Source organism: Polaromonas sp. SP1 (assembly GCF_003711205.1).
GTDB lineage: Bacteria > Pseudomonadota > Gammaproteobacteria > Burkholderiales > Burkholderiaceae_C > Polaromonas.
Map to the genome: position 1 here is coordinate 3,974,695 of NZ_CP031013.1, position 22,738 is coordinate 3,997,432.

Here is a 22,738-nt window from a genome sequence, read left to right on the forward strand (position 1 = left end):
CAAAGCCGGTTCCGCGGCTCATGCTGGGTTGAAGATTCAGGGCGTATGCAGAGTCGGTATTTCACCAGCGGGGGCCGCGGGTCCGGCTTTGCCGGCCCCAGGCGCCGCCCCCTCGAGGGGGGAACAGGCTACACGCAGTGAGCCTGGACGGGGGTGGGTCTATTCTTCACCGGTGTTGCCGGCTTCGGCGGCTGCAGCCCGCAGCGCGTCGCTGGGATCTGCACCACCGCCTGAACCACCACCGCCGCCGCCGCCCGAGTTCGCCACGTTGTACAGCGCGCTGAGGTAAGCATCGCTCACTGGCGCGCCGCTGCCCTGCCCCGCCGGCGCCACCGGAACCGGGTTGATGGTCAACACACCGTCGACGTAATTAAGCGCGTAGTTGCCCGCGGTGTATCCGCCGGCCGTGATGGCGTAGTTGCCTGCGGCGGTCGCGCCTTGTGCGCTGCCGCCGTAGGCCAGGGCGCCACCCAGTACGGCCGCCGTTTCGCCGTTCACAAAGCCGCTGAAGCTCACGCCGTTGCCGCCGGTGTAGGCCGCACCGCCGGCAGTCCGGCTGTCGTTGTTGGCGGTGATGCTCAGGTTGGCTTTGTCGATATTGGCCGTGGTGGTGACGGGCGCTGCTGCCAGCTGGTAGTTGCTGGCCAGGCCCGTGCCGTCGGCCACGCTGTAGCTGGCGGTCACGGTCTTGCCGTTGGCGGCGCTCGCGTCAGAGAAGCTGGCGCCGGTGGCGCTCAAGGCCAGCAACTCGCCGTAGGCCAGGCCCGTCAGCGTGCCGATATTGCCCAGGGTCGCCGTGGCGTTGCCGTCGTAAGTCTTGTTGTTCGCGGCCACGCCCGTCACGCTCACCGTGGCTTTGTCTACCGTCAGCGTGCCGTTGGTGTAGGAGACGCCGTAACCCAGCGCCGCCGCCAGCGCGCCCTGCGTGATGGCGTGCGTGCCGGCCGACGCGGCAGCGCCTGTCGGCGCGGCCAGCAGGCCGGACAGCACGGTGCCTGCCGTATCGCCCGCCACGAGGCCCGAGCCCACGGTGTAGGTCAGCGTAGGGTCGGCCGCGCCATACACCTTGGTCTGGTTGTCGCCGGTGATGTTGATCACCGGTGTGACGCTGTAGACCATGCGGTTGCCGGTGATCGAGGTCATCGATGCATCGGTGGGCGCATTGGCGGCGTAGGTGCGGCTGAAGGCATTGCCGGTGGAGGCAAAGCCGCCGAAGGTATTGGCCGTCGGGTCGGTTGAATACACCAGGAAGCGGCCCGCACCGGGGTTCAGCGGCGTGGCGCCGGCGTTGTTGATGAAGTTGCGCCCGGCGGCCAGCACCAGCGAATCGCTGGCGGCGCTGCCCGAGGTCACGGTGTTGTTCAGCGTGATGTCGCCTGCGGCGCCCGTGGCGCGCACCAGCACCTTGCCGCTGGCGGTGAGGCCTGCAGTGTTGACGGTGCCAATGGTGAGCGCGCCGGCCTGCGAGTACTCGGCATTGCCGGTGTTGCCTGCCAGCGTTGTCACGGCATTGCCTGCGTTGTTGAGCGTGTGCGTGCCGGTACCCAGCAACTCCAGGCCAGTGGCGGTGATGGCCGCTGTTTGTGTGCTGGTGCCGGCAGTGTTCAGCGTGAGTTCACTAGCCATCAGCGCGCCGTTGATGGCGATGTTGCCGGCGGTCGTGCTCAGTTTGAGCTTGTCCTGCGTATTGCCGAAGGCGCTGCCCACCGTGATGCCGGCGGCTGATGACAGGCTGACCGTCTGCGCCGCCCCGGCATTGGTGGTGATGCTGAAATTGCCGGTGTTGATGGCATTGGCAGCGGCGATGCTGATGTCGCCGGTGGCACCTGTCGTGGTCAGTGTTTGCAGGCCGGACACGTTGGTGCCCAGCGTGATGCCGTTGGCGGCGGTCGCGTTGAGCGTGGCAGCGGTGATGTTGTTGGCCGCACCATTGGCGTCAAGGATGGCGCCGGCCGCGGCACCAAGGGTGACCGCGCTGCCGGCCACCGTCTTGACCGACAGGTTGCCGGCCGCGGCCGTGACGCTGACCGCACCCGGGGCGCTGATGTTTTCGACGCTGGCGCCGCCGGCCAGGGCCAGATTGACTTGCGAGGCGCCGCCACTTGCCACCGCGGTGACCGAGCCCGACGTGGAGAGGGTCACCGCATCGCCAGGGGTGGTGCCTATGTTGCCGTTGCCTGCCTCCAGGTAGACCGAACCTCCGGCAGCGTTGGTGATTTTCGAACCTGCGACGGTGCTGATTCCGCCCGTGGCCACCACGCTGACGGCTGCCGTGGCCGCGGCACCGCCGCCGGAGGCATTCGCGCTGCTGAAGTCGGCCGTGGCGCCCAGCGTGATGGCGCCGGTATTGCCGATGTCGATACGCCCGCTACCGGCACCATTGTTTGCGATGCTGCCGATGAAGGTGGCATCAACGCTATTGCGAATGACGATGTCGCCTGATGTGCCATTGTTGAAGTTGGCGAAAGTCTGGATCTGGTTGCCTGCATGGTCCAGCGTCATGCCCCCGAAGGTGGCGGCCTGGAAGACATTCGCGACGATGGCCTGGGTTTGCGACAGCGCGCCACCGGTGGTGGTGAGCACGACGGCGCCGGCGCCATGGATGCCGGCCGTTCCGTCCACCGTCCCCACGGACAGTGCGGAGTTGGAGCGGAGCGAGAAATTGCCCCCGTAGGCACGCCCGCTGACCTGGCTGAACTGGTTGTTTGGGTTGGACAGGGTGACGGTCCGCGCCTCGGCGTTGAGGTTGGCGACCTTGAATCCCGCGGTTTGCAGGATGTTGCCAATGGAGGCGCTGTTGAGCAGGCTCAAGCTTTGCGTGCTGGTCATATTGACCGCACCGCCGGTGTTGCCGATCTCAATGCCACCGTTAGCGGCGCTGCTGCCCAGGCGCAAGACCGAGGCCGTGATGTTGTTGAGCTCGCTGTTCGACAGGTTGAGCCCGACTTGCTCACTGTTGCTCAAGCCGCCGGCCAGGGTGATCTTCCAGTTGTCGTCGTTGGCCGTGATCGCCGTCACGCCGGCGCCGGAGTTGACGGTGCCGTCAATTTGCATCCGGTTGCCGGTCAGGTTGACCTGGCCGCCGGCCGTGCTGACCGCTGTGCCGGTGATGAGGCTGAGGTCATAAGAAGAAGGCAAAGAGCCCGCCAGGTTGGCAACGCCGGAGCCTTTGAGCGTGACGGTGGCCGCGCCCGTTGCAGCCAGGCTGCCGCCGCCCAGCAAGAGCGCTGTCGCCCCGGTGGCGGCGGGGGCGGCCACCGTCCCTGTGGCCGTCACATTGCCGGCCGACGTGGCACTGCCGTTGAGCGAAGCACCGGCCAGGCTGGTGGAAGCGTACGACGAGTTCACCGTGCCCGTGATGTCCAGGCCGCCTGACCCGGCGATGATTTGGGATGAAGCACCGGTCAACAAGCCGGTGCCGGCGCTGCCGGCGGGCGCGCCGCCCGTGGTGGCGGTGCCGGTGAGCGTGACCTTGCCGGCCGCGCCGGTTTCCACACGGCCGTCCACCGACAGGCCGGTGCCGCCGTAATGCTGGGCGTTGTTCATGGTGCCCGAGAGCGCCACGTTGCCGCCCGTGCTGAACACGGTGGCGCCATTGGCGAGCTCTCCGCCCATGCTGGCGGGGCCGGTATACGGGTCGGGCGTCATGATCTGGTCGCCGGTGACGGTGCCCGTCAGCGTGACGCTGCCGGCGCCCGTGATGGTGGATCCCGTGCCCACACGGAAGCCGCGCTCCACCTGGCCGCCCCTGCCCGTCCCGCCGGCGCTGCCCGTGATGGTGATGGCACCTGTGCCGCCGGTGATGTTGGAATTGGTGATGGCCACGCCGGCGGCCGAACCGCCCGTGGCACTGGCGCCGCCGCTGGTCAGGCTGCCGCTGAGGCTGATGGTGCCTGCGCCGGTGGTGCTGACGGTCGATTGCGTGGCGCCGTTGTTCACGATCTCCAGCGAATGCGCGTCGCTGGCACCTGCCGCGCTCAGCGTGAGACTGCCTCCCGCCGCGCTGACCTTGCTGCCCAGCACCTGGATGGCGCCGTTGGACGCCGTCAGGCTGACATCGGCGCCGGCTGCCTGGTTCTGGATGCCGTCACCCATGCCCAGGTTGGTGACCACCACCTTGCCCGTGCCGGTGTGCGCCAGCAAAAGATGGCCGGTACTGGTATTGATGGCGCTCAGGCGCGCCGCATCGACCGACGCCGCGCCGCCAAGGTCGTTGCCTATGCCCGATGCGGCGGAGAGTTTCACATCGCCCGCGCGCAGCGTGGCGCCGTTTTGCACCGTGATGGCGCCGCCCGCCGTGACGCTCAGGCTGGTCAGCGCAGTGGTGCCGCCCACCGCGCCGGCGAAGGTGGTGTTGCCGAAGCTGTTGGTGCTCAGCGTGTTCGCGCCGTTGACCGTGCTTTCAAATCTGATGGTGCCGCCGGTGCTGACCAGGTTGGCGGGGCCGATGACGTTCACCGCGCTGTTGAAGGTCTGCGCCCCTCCCGTCTGCAGCGTGCCGCCCAGCCTGTTGATGCCGCCGCCCGCCGTCAGCGAGAGGCCGCCGCTGAAGTTTTGCAGGCCCACCAGGTCTATGGCTCCGACATCCCTGATCAGCGTGAGCGTTCCCATATAGCTGGGCGCCGTGGGAAAAGCGAAACCTGTGCCGTAACGGAAGGCCATGTCTTTCACGTTGCCGCTGCCATTGACCGTGACGCCGCCGAGAAAGGTGTTGGCCGACGTGCCCATCAAGACGTCTTTATTGAAGCCGTTGATCGTGAAGGTGGAGGCGCCCGTTACGTTCAACGTGTCGGACTGCGAGATCGAGCCCGAGCTGGAGATGGCTGTCAGACTGCCGCCCACGGTGGACGCGCCAAGCTTCAGGTCGTCGACGTCCCGGATGGTCACGGCGTTGTTGCCCGTATTGCTGAGCGCGACCGCGCCGGTGAAGTTGTTGCCGGTGTTGCTCAGGTTGATGGCGCTGGCGCCGCCGTTGATGGTGACCGCACCCGCGCCGGCCGCCTGCGTGATCGCACCGGTCTGGGTGATGTTGTTGCCGGTGATATTGAGCGTGCCGCTGCCCAGCGACAACGTGCCCAGGGTCAGGGGGTTGCCAACGGCGTTAAGGGTGACGTTGTTCAAACCGAGATTGGTGACGCTGACCGCGCCGGTGAAGTTGTTGCCGCCGCCGCCCAGATTCACGACGCCCGCGCCCGCATTGACGCTGGTGGCACCGCCCACCGTCAATGCGCCGCCCGTTTGCTGGATGCCCATATTGGAGGAGAGTGTCAGGTTGCCGGTCGCTGTGAGGTCTGAGTTGATGCTCATGCCGTTTGTCGCGGTCAGGCTGAGGTTGTTGGCATTCAAGGCACCGCCAAGCGAGAGCGCGCTGCCCGACAAAGTCAGGTTTCCGGCGCCGGTGTTCACCGCACCATTGAGCATCAGCACACCGCTGCCGGCCCCCAGGCTGACGTTCTGGTTGACGCCCACCAGGTTCAGGGAATTGATGTTGAAGAGGCCGCCGTTCGAGGAGGAGACATTCACGTCCCTGGCGGCTGTGATGAAGGCATTGCTGACCGCCCTGTCGCTCGTGAAGTCGATCTGGCCGCCGCCGCCCGTTCCCAGGGCGGTCAGGTTGAGCGTGCCGATGGCGTTGCTGCTGCTGTTCAGGCGCATGCTGCCGTTGCCTGTGTTGCCCGAGGAAGCGGTGAAGCTGCCACCGGGCGAGGTCATGACGGCGATCAGGGCGGAGCCGGGGTCGCTTCCCCGGATGTTCGTGCCCGCAAACAGGTCGAAGGAGCCGGCGTTCCAGGTAATGCCGCTGTTCGTGACCAACTCACCGGCGGTCGCTTTCATCTTCAAACTGCCTGCGTGGATTTGCCCCAGGCCGTCGATGCTGCCGATACTGCCGCCGGCGGTCAGGTCCATCGCGCCGCCGTTCAGGTTCAGGGTTCCCCCGCCGGTAATGTCGCCGCCGGCGTTGGCCGTCATCGCCAGAGCGCCCGAAGTGCTGGTGATATTGCCGGTGAACACCATGTTGCGCCCGGCGTTGAGCGTCAAACCTGCCGCGCCCCCGCCGTTTTTACCCATGCTCGCGTTGACGTTGATGTCGCGCTCGGCGGTCAGCGTCAGGGTGTTGCTGTCCGTCCGGTTGATGGCCTGGTCGACGTGGATATCGCCATTCCCGCCCGCCGTCCCCTGGGTGACGGTGGAGATTTCCACGTCGGTCCCCAGCAGCTGGGTGGCGAGGGTCGTGGCAGATATGTTGCCCGCAGCGGAGATGGTGAAGTCGTTGGGGTCGATCAGCCATTTGCCGGTGCGGCCACCGCCGCCTGCCGCAGCCAGCGTGGTGATCCTGGCGTCACTGCCGACCTTGACATGCCCAGCGCTGGTTTCGATAAAGCCGCCGTTGCCGCCCATGCCGTCGGTGTTAGGTGCTGAGGCATCCAGCGTGCCGCCCACATTGACGGTGCCCGTTTCCATGTCGCCCATCAGCATGATGCGGCCGGCCCTGTTCTGTATCGTCTTCGCCTCAATCACACCGGTGTTGTTGACCGTGGCGGTGGTCAGGCTGTCCATGGCCTTGGCCGAGAGCAGCACCTGCCCGCCGTTGGCCTGGATGAGTTGCCTGTTCTCGGCCAGCGCGTTGATGGCGCCCTGGTCGATGCTGTAGCCCAGCAGGCTGCCGTTGTCGATGTTCAGCGTGACCTTGTTGCCGGCGGCGAGGAGTGCCGTGCCCAGGCTGGCCGTCATCACGCCTTCGTTGCGCACTTCAGGCGCCAGCAGCGCCAGGTAGCCGCCAGGCGCGGCATTGAGCGTGCCCTGGTTGACCACCGAGCCACCCGAGCCGGTGAACACATGGTTGCCGGCCATGAAGTCGGCATTGCTCATGCTGAGCGTTGAGGCCACCAGGCCGCCGACATTGACCTGCGAGCCCGCGCCAAACAGCACGCCATTCGGGTTGAGGATGAAGACCTGCCCATTGGCTGTCAGGCTGCCCAGCAGTTCACTCGGGCTGCTGCCGGTGATGCGGTTCAACGCGATGGCCGCAGCATTGGGCTGGTTGAAGATCAGCGCCTCCTGCGCTGCCGTCGACAAGCTGGTCCAGTCGATCGCCACGCGCTGGCTGCCCTGGGTAATGGTGGTGGTGTTGCCCACCGTCGCAATGCCTGCGGCGCCAGCGGTCACGGACGCGTTAGCCGCATCGGCGGCTCGTGCTTCGTGGGTGAGCACGGCCAGCGATGTGAGAAGCACCAGCACCGCCCGGCACGCGGTGTTGAGCGTAAAGCCTGTTGCGCCTCCCTGCGCCTGCACGGCATCCCGCTGCACGCTACTGCGCGAAGAGCCGCCCTTGCCGCACCCTTTGGCGTTTTCGGCCACTGCCACCCACACACTGAGTGCTGCGTTCCAGACAAGACGGTAAATGCGGTTCATGCTGGCGTGGCTCTTCATGGCGGACTTTCTCGAAAGGCCGGCAGGTGACGCGAAGGTCTTGAGGTGCGCCGGCAGACAGGGAAAACGCGCGGCGGCGCTCAACGGCGTTGCGGCGCAGAGAAGCCACGTATTGGCTTCCAGGTTGCCAATAGTATGGACGGACTGAGGCGCTGCCGATGTCAACCACGTGTAGCCACTATTGGCTACACAATCCTCAAGATTTCGCTGGACAAAGGCGTGGACCTCGGCTAAATCAACTCTGCCGGCACCAAAAATTCCTAGCGGCCGCCTTCGTCCGCAGCCTCTGCCGCCGCGGCGGACAAGGCGCCTGCCAGGGCGTCCGCGCCAGGGCGGGCTTGTGCATTCGCCGCACGGGCCACGCCGGCCAGGTACACCATGGCGCTGCGGTAGGCCTCGTCGGCCAGGAAATCGCTGCCGGAACCGGTGGGCCTGATCGTCAGCGTGCCGCCCGTGATGTCATACCCCTCCTGGGTTGACCAGGCGTTGTAGATGCCCGGGTTGGCGCCACTGGCCGCCGTGACGCCGGCCGCACCGGCGCCCGACTGCTGCGCGCCGTTGAACACCACGCTGGTGTCGGGCAATGTGACCGGCAGGAGGAAGCTGCGCAACAGCGGGCCGGTCTGCCCCTCGTAAATGCGCCAGACCACCGTGGTGCCGCCTTGCGTGGCCATGTCCCAGCCGGCGAAGGTGGCCGCCTGCATCATCTGGGCGCTGGTTCTGCCGGTGCCGCCGGCGCTGGTCGCCTGGCCCGAAGTGGTGATGTTCCAGTAGCTGTTGCTGGTGGATGCCGTTCCGATCTGTTCGCCCACAAGGCCACCCGCCGCGCCCGTGGCCGTGACAAGGCCCGTGCTGTAAGCACGCGTGATGGTGCCGTCAATCGAGGTGCCGACGAGCCCGCCCACCTTGTCCGCCCCCGTCACGGCGCCGGTGGCGTACGAGTCGGTGATGCCGCCATCGCTGAGTTCACCCACCAGGCCGCCCACTTCGTCGTTGCCGGTGACGGATGCCGTGCTGTAGATATTGGTGAAGGTGGTGCAGCAACCCTGCCCTGCAATGGCGCCCACAAAGTCGGCGCCGGTGATGCTGCCGCCCACCAGACCGAGGTTGCGGATACTGGTGCTTTGCGTCAGGCCGAAGAGGCCGACGAAGTTGTCGCCCGGCCGGTTGATAAAGAGGTTGGTGATCTTGTGGTTGAGGCCGTCGAAGCGGCCCTCAAAAATACCCGGCGCGCCTACGCCGCCCAGGGTGTCAAAGCCCGCGCCTGCGTTCCAGTTCACCGTGTCGCTGGCGTCGATGTCGGCGCCCAGCACGTAGTTCAGCGCCGGGGCGCCGTTGATGCCTTGCAGGTCGGTGCCGGTGGTGCTGCCCGCCGCGCCCAGGCTGGTGATGACCTTGTAGGGGTCGGTCGCGCCGTCACTGCCCAGCCGGGTGCTGAAGTTGTCGCCGGCCCGCAGGTTGACGGGGGCGCGCACGTTGTAGGTCGCCGTGTTGCCCGCGTTGACGGCGCCCAGCCCGTACTCCAGCGCCAGCTTGCCGTTGGCGTGCTGCGAGGTGATGGACGCGTTGATGTTGATATTGCGCCAGGCGCTCAGGGTCAGCGTGGTGCCGGCGTTCCAGGTCACAGCCGAGTTGACGTGAATGTCGCCGTTCTCGGTGCCGGCCCCATTGTTGGTAGCCAGCGCGACATTGCCCAGGTTGAGGTTGGTGGCCAGTGTGGTGGCGCCTATGCCGCTGCCGGTCAAGCCGCCGCTGCCTGCGGCGATGGTGAAGTCGGTCGGGTCGATCAGCCAGGTGCCGTGCTTGCCACTATTGGCCAATGTGGTGACTTTGGCGCCATCGGCCACCTTCACATGGGCCGCGCTGGTCTCCATAAAACCGCCGTCGCCACCATCCGGTGCGGACGCATCCAGCGTGCCCGCCACATTGATAGTGCCCGTCTCCATATCGCCCATCAGCAGGATGCGGCCGGCCTTGTTCTGGATCGTCTTCGCTTCAATCACGCCGCTGTTGTTGACCGTGGCGGTGGTCAGCTTGTCCATGGCCTTGGCCGAAAGCAGCACTTGCCCGCCGTTGGCCTGGATCAGGAGCTTGTTTTCGGCCAGTGCGTTGATGGCACCCTGGTCGATGCTGTAGCCCAGCAGGCTGCCGTTGTCGAGGTTCAGCGTGACCTTGTTGCCGGCGGCGAGGAGTGCAGTCCCCAGGCTGGCGGTCATCACGCCCTCGTTGCGCACCTCCGGCGCCAGCAGCGCGAGGTAACCGCCGGGGCTTGCGTTCAGCGCACCCTGGTTGACCACCGGGCCCGAACCGCCCGAACCGGTGAACACATGGTTGCCGGCCATGAAGTCGGCATTGCTCATGCTGAGCGTTGAGGCCACCAGTCCGCCGACATTGACCTGCGAGCCCCCGCCAAAGAGCACACCGTTCGGGTTGAGGATAAATACTTGCCCATTGGCTGTCAGGCTGCCCAGCAGTTCACTCGGGCTGCTGCCGGTGATGCGGTTCAGCGCAATGGCCTGGGCATTCGGCTGGGTAAAGATCAGCGCCTCGTTGGCCGCGGTGGACAAACTCGTCCAGTCAATCGCCACGCGCTGGCTGCTTTGATTGATCGTGGTGGTATTGCCCGCCGTTGCAATACTGGCTGCGCCCGCAGAGACGGAGGCATTGGCGGCATCCGCAGCCCAGGCTTGCGGGGCGCCCACCATCAGCAAGGCGGCATTGAGTATGAAAGCGCCTGCTACGCCGGCGCCGGCGCGCCCCCCGCCCCTGGCGTTTTCAGCCACGGCCACCCAAAGGCTTGCTGCGGCGTTCCAGACGAGGCGGTAAATGCGGTTGATGCTGGCGTGGCTGTTCATGATGCGCCTTTTGGGACAGACAGGACGATTGCAAGATCCCAAAAGATCTCCTTTCTCCTGCCGGCGATGGTATGCCAGTTAAAGCGCCACGCCCATGCCCATGCCCCGCACATTACAAATGCAATGCAGCCCCGCCTGATCGCCCTGCCGTGCAGACGGGAATTGGCGTGATTTTGCTATTTTTTTTATAGCTAACTGTCCATACAAGTATTGGGCTACAGCCTCTTTCTACTAAAACCAGGCGATGGCGGCGTCCGTCAAGCAAGCAGGGCGCCGTGGAACCGGTTTCGCCGGGCCACAGGCACCGTCCCCTGCAAGGGGAAAAGGGCTACACGAAGTGAGCCCGATAGGGGTGTGCCGATTTTTCGGCTTCGCCAGACCGCAGGCACCGCCCCCTTGAGGGGGGAACGGGCTACACGAAGTGAGCCCGGACGGGGGGGAGCCTATTTCTCGTCTGTGTTGCCCGCTTCCGCAGCCGCAGCAGCCAACGCATCGGCTGCGGCGCTGCCGCCGAAACCACCGCCACCGCCGCCACCGGACAGGGAAGCTCCCAGGCCGGCGATGGCCTGCAGGGCGCTGTCGTAGGAGTTCACCAATCCGGCATTGCCCACAGCCGCCGTGCTGGCGTTGGAGGTTTGAATGCTCAGTGCGCCATCCACAAAGCCCAGGGTGTAGTTGCCCGAGATCGAGCTCAGGCCGCCCGCAGTAATCACATAGTTGCCCACGGCGACCGCCCCTTGCGAAGAGCCGCCGTACGCCAGCGAACCGCCGATGTCGGAGGCCGAGTCGCCCGCCACAAAGCCGTTGTAGCTCACCCCATTGCCACCGCTGTAGGCCGAGCCGTCATACAGCCGGGTGTCGCCGTTGGCCGTGACCGTCAACGCCTTGGGTGTGATGCTGGCCGTGGTGGTGGCCGTGGTGTTCAGCAGGTTGTAGTTACCGGCATCCGTGCCGCCCACGGCAATGCTGTTCACGCCCACCGATTTACCGGTGCCGGCATTCTTGTCGGCAAACGATGCAACGCCCATGATGCTCAGCACATCGCTGCCCAGCCGGTTGTCACCGTAGCCCACCGTGGCGGCAGTCGTGCCGTCATAGACCTTGTCCACGCCGCTGGCCGTCACCGTCAGGTCGGCCTTGTTGATGGTGCTGGTCGTGTTGTTGGTGTAAGTCACGGCGTAGTTGCCGTTGTTCACGCCGTCACCCACCGTCACACCGCTGGCCGTTACCGTCTTGTTGCCGGTGCCGGCGTTCTTGTCGGTGAAGGCAAAGGTGCCGCCCGTCAGGCTGTCGCCGGCAAACAGCGTGCCGCCGGTCACCGTGGCCGTCCCCACCGCCGTGGTGGTGGCGTCATAGGTTTTGGTGACATTGGCGCTGCCCACCGTCAGGCTGGCCTGGGTGACGCTGGCCTGCTGCGTGCCACCGGTGAAGGTGTAGTTGCTGGCCAGGCCGGTGCCGTCGGTGAGGCTCAGGCCGCCGACCGTCAGCGTTTTGTTGGCGCCCACGTTCTTGTCGGCCATTGTGGCCAGGCCGGAGAGGCCCAGCGTTTCACTGCCCACCAGCGGGCCGATGTTCAGCACACCGGCGGCCACGTCGACCGTGCCGTCATACGTGCGGGTGCCCGACACACTCACGGCAAACGGGTTGATGGTGCTGGTGGTGTTGTCGGCGTAGGTGACTGCGTAGTTGCCGTTGTTCACGCCGTCGCCCACCGTGACGCCGCTGGTTTGCACCGTCTTGTTGCTGTTGCCGGCGTTCTTGTCGGTGAAGGCAAAGCTGCCGCCGGTCAGGCTGTCGCCGCTGAACAGCGTGCCACCGGTCACCGTCACGCTGCCTGCGGCCGTCGTGTTGCCGTCGTAGGTTTTGGTGACGTTGCTGGTGGACAGCGTCAGGCCGGCCTGGTTGATGGTGCTGGTGGTGTTGTCCACGTAGCTGACGTTGTAGTTGGCGTTGTTGACACCATCGCCCACCGTCACGCCGGTGGTCGTCACCGTCTTGTTGCCCGTGCCGGCGTTCTTGTCGGTGAAGGCGAAGCTGCCACCGGTGGTGTTGTCGCCGGCGAACACCGTGCCGGCTGTTACTACCACCGCACCGGTTGCGCCTGTCGTGCCGTCGTAAGTCTTGGTGACATCGGAAGTCGACAAGGTCACATTGGCCTTGTTGATGGTGCTGGTCGTGTTGTCGACGTAATTGATGTTGTAGTTGCCCGTCACGTCGGCGTTGCCGCTGTCCTTGATGGTCAGGCCGCTGGCCTGGACCGTCTTGTTGCCGATGCCGAAGTTCTTGTCGGTAAAGGTCTGCGTCGCGGCCGTGTTGACCACTTCGCCCGCACCGGCGCCGGCCAGCGCGCCCACGGTGCCCGAGCCCGCAGCGGCCAGCGTGCCGTCGTAGGTCTTGGTGACCGCATCGGCCGTCACCGTCAGGTTGGCCTTGTTGATGGTGCTGGTGGTGTTGTCAGCGTACGTGACGTTGTAGTTGCCGTTGTTGAAACCGTCACCCACCGTCACGCCGGATGTCGTCACCGTCTTGTTGCCGTTGCCCGCATTTTTGTCGGTAAAGGCAAAGCTGCCGCCTGTCAGGCTGTCGCCCGCAAAGAGCGTTCCGGACGACACTGTGGCTGTGCCCGAGGCGGCCACCGTGCCGTCGTAGGTCTTGGTGACATTGTTGCTGGTGAGCGTCAGGTTGGCCTGGTTGATGGTGCTGGTGGTGTTGTTCACATAGCTGACGTTGTAATTGCCGTTGTTCACGCCGTCACCCACCGTCACGCCGAAGGTCACCACCGTCTTGTTGCCCGTGCCCACATTCTTGTCGATGAAGGAGAACGCGCCGCCCGAGGTGCTGTCACCCGCAAACACTGTGCCCGATACCACGACCACCGTGCCGCTCGCAAAGAAGTCGCCGTCGTAGGTCTTGGTGACGTCGGAAGTCGACAGGCTCAGGTTGGCCTTGTTGATGGTGCTGGTCGTGTTGTCGACGTAATTGATGTTGTAGTTGCCCGTCACGTCGGCGTTGCCGCTGTCCTTGATGGTCACCCCGCTGGCGACCACCCTCTTGTTGCCGATACCGAAGTTCTTGTCGGCAAAGGCCTGGCTGCCGGCGGCATCTACCACTTCACCCGCTGCCGCACCGGCCAGCGCGGCCACGGTGCCCGTGCCGCTGGCAGAGATCGTGCCGTCGTAGGTCTTGGTCACGCCGGTGGCCGTCACCGTCAGGTCGGCCTTGTTGATCGTGCTGGTGGTGTTGTCCACATAGCTGATGTTGTAGTTGCCGGTCACATCCACGTTGCCGCTGTCCTTGATGGTCAGGCCGCTGGCTTGCACTGTCTTGTTGCCAATGCCGAAGTTCTTGTCGGTAAACACCTGCGTGGCGGCGGTATTGACCGACTCACCCGCACCGGCACCTGCCAGCGTGCCGACCGAGCCTGTGCCCGTCGCGCTGGTCGTGCCGTCATAGGTTTTGGTCACACCCGTGGCCGTCACCGTCAGGTTGGCCTGGTTGATGGTGCTGCTGGTGTTGTCGGCATACGTGACGTTGTAGTTGGCGTTGTTGACGCCGTCGCCCACTGTCACGCCGGATGTCGTCACCGTCTTGTTGCCGTTGCCGACATTCTTGTCGGTAAAGGTGAAGGTGCCGCCGGTGGTGCTGTCACCCAGGAACACGGTACCGGCTGACACTGTGACCGTGCCTGCCGCACCTGTCGTGCCATCGTAAGTTTTGGTGACGTCGGAAGTCGACAAGGTCACGTTGGCCTTGTTGATGGTGCTCGTCGTGTCGTCCACATACGCAATGTTGTAGTTGCCCGTCACGTCGGCGTTGCCGCTGTCCTTGATGGTCACGCCGCTGGCGCGCACGGACTTGTTGCCGATACCGAAGTTCTTGTCGGTAAAGGCCTGGCTGCCGGCGGCGTCCACGACCTCGCCGGCGGCCGCGCCGGCCAGCGCGGCCACGGTGCCCGTGCCGGTGGCGGCGGTTGTTCCGTCGTAGGTCTTGGTCACGCCGGTGGCCGTGACCGTCAGGTCGGCCTTGTTGATGGTGCTGTTGGTGTTGTCGACGTAGGCAATGTTGTAGTTGCCGGTCACGTCGGCGTTCCCGCTGTCCTTGATGGTGACGCCGCTGGCGCGCACGGCCTTGTTGCCGATGCCGAAGTTCTTGTCGAGGAAGGCCTGGCTGCCGGCGGCATCCACTACTTCACCCGCAGCCGCTCCGGCCAGCGCAGCCACGGAGCCCGTGCCCGTGGCGCTGGTCGTGCCGTCATAAGTTTTGGTCACACCTGTGGCCGTGACTGTCAGGCTGGCCTTGTTGATGGTGCTGGTGGTGTTGTCGACGTAGCTGACGTTGTAGTTGTTGCCGCTATTGCCGTCATGGATTGTCACGCCGGCCGCCGTCACCGTCTTGTTGCCGGTGCCGGCGTTCTTGTCGGTAAAGGCGAAGCTGCCGCCCGAAACGATGTCACCGCCCAGCAAGGCCGTGCCGCCCGTGGCCACGGCAGTGCCGGCGGCCGAGGTGGTCCCGTCATAGGTCTTGGTGACATCACTGGTGGTCAGCACCAGGTTGGCCTGGTTGATGGTGCTGCTCATGTTTTCGGCATAGCTGACGTTGTAGTTGCTGTTGTTCACGCCGTCACCCACCGTTACGCCGCTGGTCGTCACGGTCCTGATGCCATTGCCCACATTCCTGTTGGTAAAGGCAAAGGTTCCGCCTGTGGCGCTGTCACCCGCGAAGATCGTGCCGCTCGTCACGACCACGGTGCCGTTGGCGGAGTAAGTGCCGTCGTAGGTCTTGGTGACGTCGGAGGTCGACAGGGTCACATCGGCCTTGTTGATGGTGCTGGCCGTGTTGTCGACGTAGGCAATGTTGTAGTTGCCTGTCACGTCGGCGTTGCCGCTGTCCTTGATGGTCACGCCGCTGGCGACTACTGTCTTGTTGCCAATACCGAAGTTCTTGTCGGCAAAGGCCTGGCTGCCGGTGGCATCCACCACTTCACCCGCGCCGGCGCCGGCCAGCGCGGCAACAGTGCCCGTACCGGTCGCCATGGTCGTACCGTCGTAGGTCTTGGTCACTGCATTGGCCGTCACCGTCAGGTCGGCCTTGTTGATGGTGCTCGTCGTGTTGTCAACGTAGGCGATGTTGTAGTTGCCCGTGACATCCAAATTGCCGCTGTCCTTGATGGTCACACCGCTGGCGCGCACCGACTTGCTGGCTATACCGAAGTTCTTGTCGAGGAAGGCCTGGCTGCCGGCGGCATCCACCACTTCGCCCGCACCGGCGCCCGCCAGAGCAGCCACGGTGCCCGTGCCTGTGGCGGCGGTCGTACCATCGTAGGTTTTGGTCACCGCATTGGCCGTCACCGTCAGGTCGGCCTTGTTGATGGTGCTGGTGGTGTTGTCGACGTAGCTGATGTTGTAATTGCCGGTCACATCGACGTTTCCGCTGTCCTTGATGGTCAGGCCGCTGGCCTGGACCGTCTTGTTGCCGGCGCCGAAGTTCTTGTCGGTAAACACCTGCGTCGCGGCCGTGTTGACCACTTCACCCGCACCGGCGCCTGCCAGCGTGCCGACCGAGCCCGTGCCCGTGGCGCTGGTCGTACCGTCATAGGTTTTGGTCACGCCCGTGGCCGTCACCGTCAGGTTGGCCTTGTCGATTGTGCTGGTGGTGTTGTCTACATAGCTGACGTTGTAGTTGTTGCCGCCATTGCCGTCATTCACCGTCACGCCAGCCGCCGTCACAGTCTTGTTGCCGGTGCCCACATTCTTGTTGGTGAAAGCAAAGCTGCCGCCGCTGGCGGTGTCACCGCCCAGCAGCGCCGTGCCGGCCGTGGCCACCGCCGTGCCGGCAGCCGAGAGCGTGCCGTCATAGGTTTTGGTCACGTCGCTGGTGCTCAGCGTCAGGTTGGCTTTGGCGATGTCGAGCCCGCCGCCGATGATGTCGTAACCCTGCTGGTTCGAGTAATAACCCGTGAGGTAGCTGCCCGCGTTGCGCGCGCTGGCGTTGCTGCCCGACACCCCCACGACGCCGGTGGTGGCGCCTGCCTGCGTGCCGCCGTCATAGGTCACGTTGGTGTCGGCCAGGGTCAGCCCGGTCAGGAAGCCGCGCAGCAGCGGGCCGGTGTTGCCCTCGTAAATGCGCCAGGTGGTGCCGTCTCCGCCTACATTGCTGGCGTTCCAGCCGGCGTCGGTGAAAGTCTGGGCCTTCATCATGTCAGCGGTGAGGATGCCTGTGCCCCCGCCTCCACTGCCGGCCTGGCCGCTAGTCTGGGTGTCCCAGAAACTGGCGGTCACCGTGCCAATGTTGTCCCAACCCACCAGGCCGCCCGTCTCCGAGGAGCCCTGCACCAGGCCGTTGGCATAGCTGCTGGTGATGGTGCCGCTGTTGATGCCCGCCAGGCCGCCCGTCGTATGGTCGCTGGCAGTGCCCACGGCACCGCTGGCATAGCTGTTGGAGATGGCGTTGCTGTTGACCCCCACCAGTCCGCCGGCGTTGCTGCCGAGGACGGTTCCGGTGGCGTAGCTGCCGCTCACGGTTCCGCTGTTGGTCCCCGCCAATCCCCCCGTATAGATCGAGCCGGACACATCGCCGCTCGCGTAACTGTTGCTGATGGTTCCGGCATTGGTGCCGACCAGCCCGCCCACTCTCGAACTGCCGTTCACGGCCGCCGAGCTATGGCTGTTGATGATCGTTCCAATGGAGCGGCCGACCAGCGCGCCTACGGTGTCGTCGCCAGTGACACTGCCTCCCGTCAGCCCCAGGTTGGAGACTGTTCCGCCGTTCATCAAACTGATCAAACCTACATCGGTGCCAGGCCTGTTGATGACGAGTTGGTCAATCACATGGCCGCCGCCATCCAGGGTGCCAAAAAATTGCGCGCCTCTGGCGATGGGGTTGAAGCCCGCACCCGCATTCCAGTTCACGGTACCGCTGGCATCGATGTTGTTGGCCAGTTTGAAGTTCTTGTTCAACATGTCGGCGGAGCCCGCGCCCTGCAGGCCATAGACATCGGCGATCTGGTAGACCGTGCCGGTGCTCAGGCCATCGCCGGCCAGCGCGCGCACAAAGGTGCCGCCGGTGATGCGGAAGTCACCCGCGGAGAAGGTGGGCAAAGTACCGACCTGGCTGAAGGTGCCGGCCTTGAGGTCAAACACGCCGCTGACGTTAATGGCCGCCGGGGCGCTGATACTGCCCTGGGCGCTGAGCGCCAGGCCTGCGGCGCCGATGGCACTGGTCAGGTTGATATCGCCTGCCGTGGCCGTGAGGTTGATGTTGTCATTGGTGGCAGCAAAGGCATTACCCACCGTGATGCCCGAGGCCGAGCTGGAGGTAAGGCTGACGTTTTGCGCCGAGCCGCTGTCGGTGCTGATGCTGTAGTTGGCGGTGTCTATCGCATTGGCGGTGCTGATGCTGATGTCACCCGTGGCGCCGGTGGTGGACAGCGTCTGCAGGCCGCTGACGTCGGTGCCCAGTGCAATCCCGTCCTGCGCCGAGGCGGTCAAGGTAGTGGCCGTGATGTTGTTGTCGGTGCCGTTGGCGTCGGTGATGGCGCCTACTGCGGCCGTGAGTGTGACGTTCGCTCCAGAAACGGTCTTCACGTCCAGGCCCGCGTAGGAGGTCAAAGAAATATCACCCGTAGTCGAAACGTTTTCAACGGTGCCCCCGGTCAGGTTGATGCGTATCGACCCGGAAGTGCTGGTGGCAGTCATGGAGGGTGAATCGACCAGGTCCATGTCTATGCCAGTTGCGGCATTCAGCGTCACCCCGCCAGCGGCGGATACGGTGTGCATGCCGGTGATGCTGCCGCTGCCGGCAGTGATGTGAACTGCGCCAATAGCGCTGCTAACGGCGGCATTTACGGCGACATCGGTGGCACCGGCGAGGGTTAAAGCCCCATCGGCCACAAAAACAGGTGCTGCCACGGTCAGTGCGCCGGCTGTGGTGCTCACAGCCACATTGCCGGTGCCCGTGGTAGACACACCGTTGATAGCGCCGCCGGGAACGGCAGCGCCCCCAAAGGTCACCTGGTCAATCGCCAGCGCCTTGTTGTTGCTGATGCCGATGTTGCTACCAGCCACCGCCGAGACTGCGTTCACGCTGGTGTTCAGCGTGTTGTCGCCGCCCGCGCCGGCGCCGATGTAGCCGCCGGCCCGCACGGCCAGGTTGTTGCCGGTCAATGCCATCGTCACGGCGTCGGCCTGCTGTATGTTCGCTCCGGCAGAAACATAGAGGTCGCCCGTGTTCGTTGTGGCCTTCCCTACGCCCGAAAAGATGACATCGCGCCCCGCTTCAAGCCGGATATTGCCGTCGATGGCCGACAGCGTGCCTCCGTTGATGGTCAGGTCGTTGCCGCCGCCCGCGCTCAGGCTGATGTTGCCGGCGCCGTTGCGGCCCAGGCCGTTCACCGTGAGCGCGCCGTTGCTGGTGGCGATGTCCAGGTCCCCCGTTGTGAACGTGTTCTGCACCTGCGCGCCGACCAGGGTCACAGCACCGCCGCCATAGATGACACGGACCGAGCCCGCGGCACCCGCGTTCTTGTTTTGCGCCGTGCCGGTGACGGGAATGATGCCCAGGCGCTGGCTCAAATCACCCGCCCCCGTACCCGCGCCTATGCCCTGGTTGGCCGTCACGGCAACCGTCGCGCCATTGAACCAGCCGCCGGGCACCTGCTGCACATAGCCGGCCGCTGCGGTCACATTCACCGCCTTGCTGGCGCCCGCGGCGCCGCCGGCCAGCCCATTGCCGCCTGTCGCATCGATGGAGCCGATCGACACATTGTGGTTGGCGCCGCCAGCGCTCACCGTCACAAAGCCGCCCGCGCCGCCGTTGTTGGCCAGCAGGGTGCCGCCGCCCACGGCATTGCCGCCCTTGGCATTGGCGCTGCCGGCCAGGCTGACGCTGCCGTTGCTGGCGGTCATGGTGATATTGCCCGCGGCGCCTATGCTGCAAATACTGTTGTTGCTGCAACCGGCATTTTCGACAAAGCTCAGCACATTGCCGCTGCCGGTGATGTCGGCATTGGCGCCCGCCGTTTTGATATTGACCGTACCGCCTGTGCCCGACACGATGGTCGCGCCGCCGTTTTGGGAGTAGTTGGTGTTAACCCGGTTGAGCGAACCTGCGCCGCCGTGCGCGTCGAGGTTGCCGAACTGGATGGTGGCGCCTGCGCCTTTGGTGTCCAGCGTGACGTTGCCGGCATTGCCGCCGTTGTTGCCGGGATTGGAGTTGCCGACGTACTTTCCGCCCCAGGTGCTGATCGCCCCCGTCGTGATGGAGGCCGCGCCTGTGGCCACCGTCGTGACGGAGACGTTGCCGCCGCTGCCGCCGTTGCCGATGTAGCCCGCCTGCCCGCCCTGCGCGGAAAGGTTGCCCACGCTGATCGTGCCTGCACCACTGGTGGAGGTGGTTTTGATATCGATCGCGCCGCCATTGCCGCCGATGCCGAAATTCCAGGCAAAGTTGGTGCCGCCGCCGCTGCCGTTGCCGCCGTTGGCCAGCACATTGCCCGCTATCGCGATGCCGGCGCCGGCGGCCGCCGCAGTCACGTTCACGTTGCCGCCGCGGCCGCCTGCGTTGGCGGCGTTGCCCGTGGTGTTGTTGGCATTGGCGTTGCTGCCCTGCGCGGCGAGGTCGCCCGTGATGTTGATGGAGCCGCCATTGGCGGTGAGCGTGATGTCGCCGGCGTTCGAGCCGTTGGTGTCCATGCTGCTGGGTGCGCCGGAGGTCACGATGGCGCTGCTGCCGCTGCCGGATGCCGTCAGGGCCCCGCCGGCGGTGATGGCCACATTGGCGCCCACGGTGGATACCGTTACCGCGTTTTGCGCGTAGTCGTCATTGGCGTTCAGCGTGATGGTGTTGGCGCTGCCGCCCGTGGTGCTGACGGCCTTGTTGAGCGTCAGGCTGTCTGTCGCACCGCCGCTATCGACGGTGGCCAGCGAAATCGCGCCACCCGTGCTGCTCACGCCGACAATCGAGCCGCCATGGGGAGGGGTCGTACCCTGGAAGGTGACCGTATCCACCGTCAGCGCGCCGGTGTTGCTCACCGAAATCGCACCCGGTGCCACCGCAGAGAGCGTATTCACCTGCGTGTTGAGCTTGTCGTCACCAGCCACCGCGGCGCCGCTGTTGCCGATATAGCCAGTCGATCGTATGGAGAGTTTGTCAGCGGTGACCGCAATGCCGGTGCCGCCCTGCTGGATATTGCGCCCCCCCAGGTAGACATCACCCGCGGCGGTGATGGCGCCCGTGCCGTTGAAGATGATGTCCTGCTGGCCGTTGAGTTCCACGTAGCCGGCAACGATGCCAGAACCATTGCCGATGGTGATGTCCCGGGCATTCAGTTTCACATTGCCGCCGTTGGTGTTGATGGCCGCGCCGTTGGCGAGGCTGATATCACCTACGAAGCCTCCGCCGGCAAAGGCATTCACATTCAGTGCGCCATTGGTGCTGGTGATCGACTGGTTGATGGCGATGTTGTTGTCCGCGACCAGGGCCAGCGTGCCGGCGCGTGAGCCGGTATAGGTCACGGCGTCAACGACTGTGATGTTGCCCGCGCCCGCACCGTCCGGGTTATTAGTGCTGATAACCACGTCGTTGTTGGCCAGCGCCGCCGTGAGGGACGCCGTAGTCAGCAGCGAATCGTCCACCGCGCCGCTGGCGGCAAAGGGCTGGCCCGCGCCGCCGTCGGCGCTGCTGTCGCCCACGGCATAGCCCGCAGCGGCATCGGCGCTGGCGCTGTCGACGGCGATCCAGATATTGGTGGGGTCCAGCAGCAGCGTGCCCTTGTGGCCATTCGCCGCCGAGGTATCGACCTCGCCCTTGAAAGCCAGCAGGCCTTTGCCCGACACCTCAACAAAACCGCCGTCGCCGCTGTCCGCGCCGCCCCTGGCCGAGATGCTGCCGTTGTAGCGCGTGGTGCCGTCGGACCAGACAATGACCTTGCCGCCGTCGCCCGAAGTGATGGCGTCGGCATTCACGTTGGCGTCCGCACTCACATAGGTGGCCGAGGCATTTTTGACCGCCGCGTTCTTGCCCTGGAAGTCGCCGCCAATCAGCGCCGTGCCGCCGCCGGCATCGCCCGAGACATCGACGTGGGCCGCATCAAACAGGCCCACCTTGTCGCCGGTAACCTGTACCCGGCCGCCGCGTTCGCCCGTGCCTTTGCCGCTGGCGTCCAGCGTGCCGCTCACATGCACCACGCCGCTGTCACCGCCTTCGAGGCGGATCACGCCGCCCTGGTTGTTCAGGGTCCTGGCCTCAATGACGCCCGAGTTGTTGACCACCGTGCGCAGCAAGGCGTCTGTGGCGCTTGCCGTCAGGATCACCTGGCCGCCGTCGGCCTTGATCAGGTGCCGGTTGTCGGCCAGTGCATTAAGGGCCGCCTGGTCGATGCTGTAGCCCAGCAGGTTGCCATTGTCGATATGGAGGGTGACCTTGTTGCCCGCCGCCAGCAAGGCGGTGCCCAGCGTCGCGCCGATCACGCCTTCGTTGCGCACTTCAGGCGCCAGCAGGGCGATGTAGCCGCCGTTGGCCGCCGTGAGCGTGCCCTGGTTGACCACCGAGCCTGAACTGCTGGAGCCCGTGAACACATGGTTGCCGGCCATGAAGTCGGCATTGCTCATCGACAGCGTCGAAGCCACCAGGCCGCCCACGTTGACTTGCGAACCGGCGCCGAAGAGCACGCCGTTCGGGTTCAGGATAAACACCTGGCCGTTGGCCGTCAGGCTGCCCAGCAACTCGCTGGGGCTGCTGCCGGTAATGCGGTTCAGCGCTATCGCCGCCGCGTTGGGCTGGTTGAACCGGAGCGCCTCGTTGGCCGCAGTCGACAGCGATGTCCAGTCGATGGCCACGCGCTGGGAGCTTTGGTTGATCGTGGTGGTGTTGCCGACGGTGGAAATCCCGGCGGCGCCTGCCGTCACGCTGGCATTGGCGGCATCGGCGGCACGGGCCTGGTGGGTGATCACAGTGAGGGAGGTCAGCAGCACCAGCGCTGCCCGGCACGCGCTATTGAGCCTGAAGCCCGAACCTGCACCGCCCCCTTCAGCCGCACCGGCCGGCGCCGAGCCAAACAGCACGCTGCTGCGCGCCGAGCCGCCCTTGCCGCGCCCTTTGGCGTTTTCCGCCACCGCCACCCACAGGCTGAGTGCGGCGTTCCAGACAAGGCGGTAAATGCGGTTCATGCTGGCGTGGCTCTTCATGGCGTAGGTCCTCCGGAAAATAGACAGGGGCGGCTCCCGGCTACAGGCACGCGCGACACGGGCGCACGCGGGTAACCGTGACAAAACGTACAAATCGTAAAAGTCCGCCCGCCGCCTGTATGTCCCCACTTTTGGGGACGCGGCGCTTGCGCCGCTGGTGAAAATTTCCCTTTTCGCCTGTGGGTTCCGGTGCCCGGAACAGCACGCCGCCGGAACAAAAGCCAGGGCCGCACCCGGCTTCCGGGCACCGGTTTTTTGTAACAAGCCCGG

Annotated in this window: 3 protein-coding genes; all 3 read right to left on the minus strand. The window is 65.3% G+C overall.

The annotated features are described in order from the left end of the window. Positions 1-159 precede the first annotated feature (159 nt). A complete protein-coding gene (locus DT070_RS18830; RefSeq protein ID WP_164483783.1) occupies positions 160-7,431 on the minus strand; it encodes an MBG domain-containing protein in 7,272 nt (2,423 codons plus the stop codon). A gap of 260 nt (positions 7,432-7,691) precedes the next feature. After that, positions 7,692-10,286, minus strand: a complete 2,595-nt coding sequence (locus DT070_RS18835) for a filamentous hemagglutinin N-terminal domain-containing protein (RefSeq protein ID WP_122956781.1) — start codon at positions 10,284-10,286, stop codon at positions 7,692-7,694. A gap of 443 nt (positions 10,287-10,729) precedes the next feature. Further along, positions 10,730-22,468 (minus strand): YDG domain-containing protein, encoded by an 11,739-nt coding sequence (locus DT070_RS18840; protein WP_122956782.1) that lies wholly within the window; start codon positions 22,466-22,468, stop codon positions 10,730-10,732. Positions 22,469-22,738: the final 270 nt, after the last annotated feature.

Excerpts from the sequence above, each read along its gene's own strand:
- DT070_RS18830 (WP_164483783.1), bottom strand. The coding sequence starts at position 7,431 with ATGAAGAGCCACGCCAGCATGAACCGCATTTACCGTCTTGTCTGGAAC.
- DT070_RS18835 (WP_122956781.1), bottom strand. The coding sequence starts at position 10,286 with ATGAACAGCCACGCCAGCATCAACCGCATTTACCGCCTCGTCTGGAAC.
- DT070_RS18840 (WP_122956782.1), bottom strand. The coding sequence starts at position 22,468 with ATGAAGAGCCACGCCAGCATGAACCGCATTTACCGCCTTGTCTGGAAC.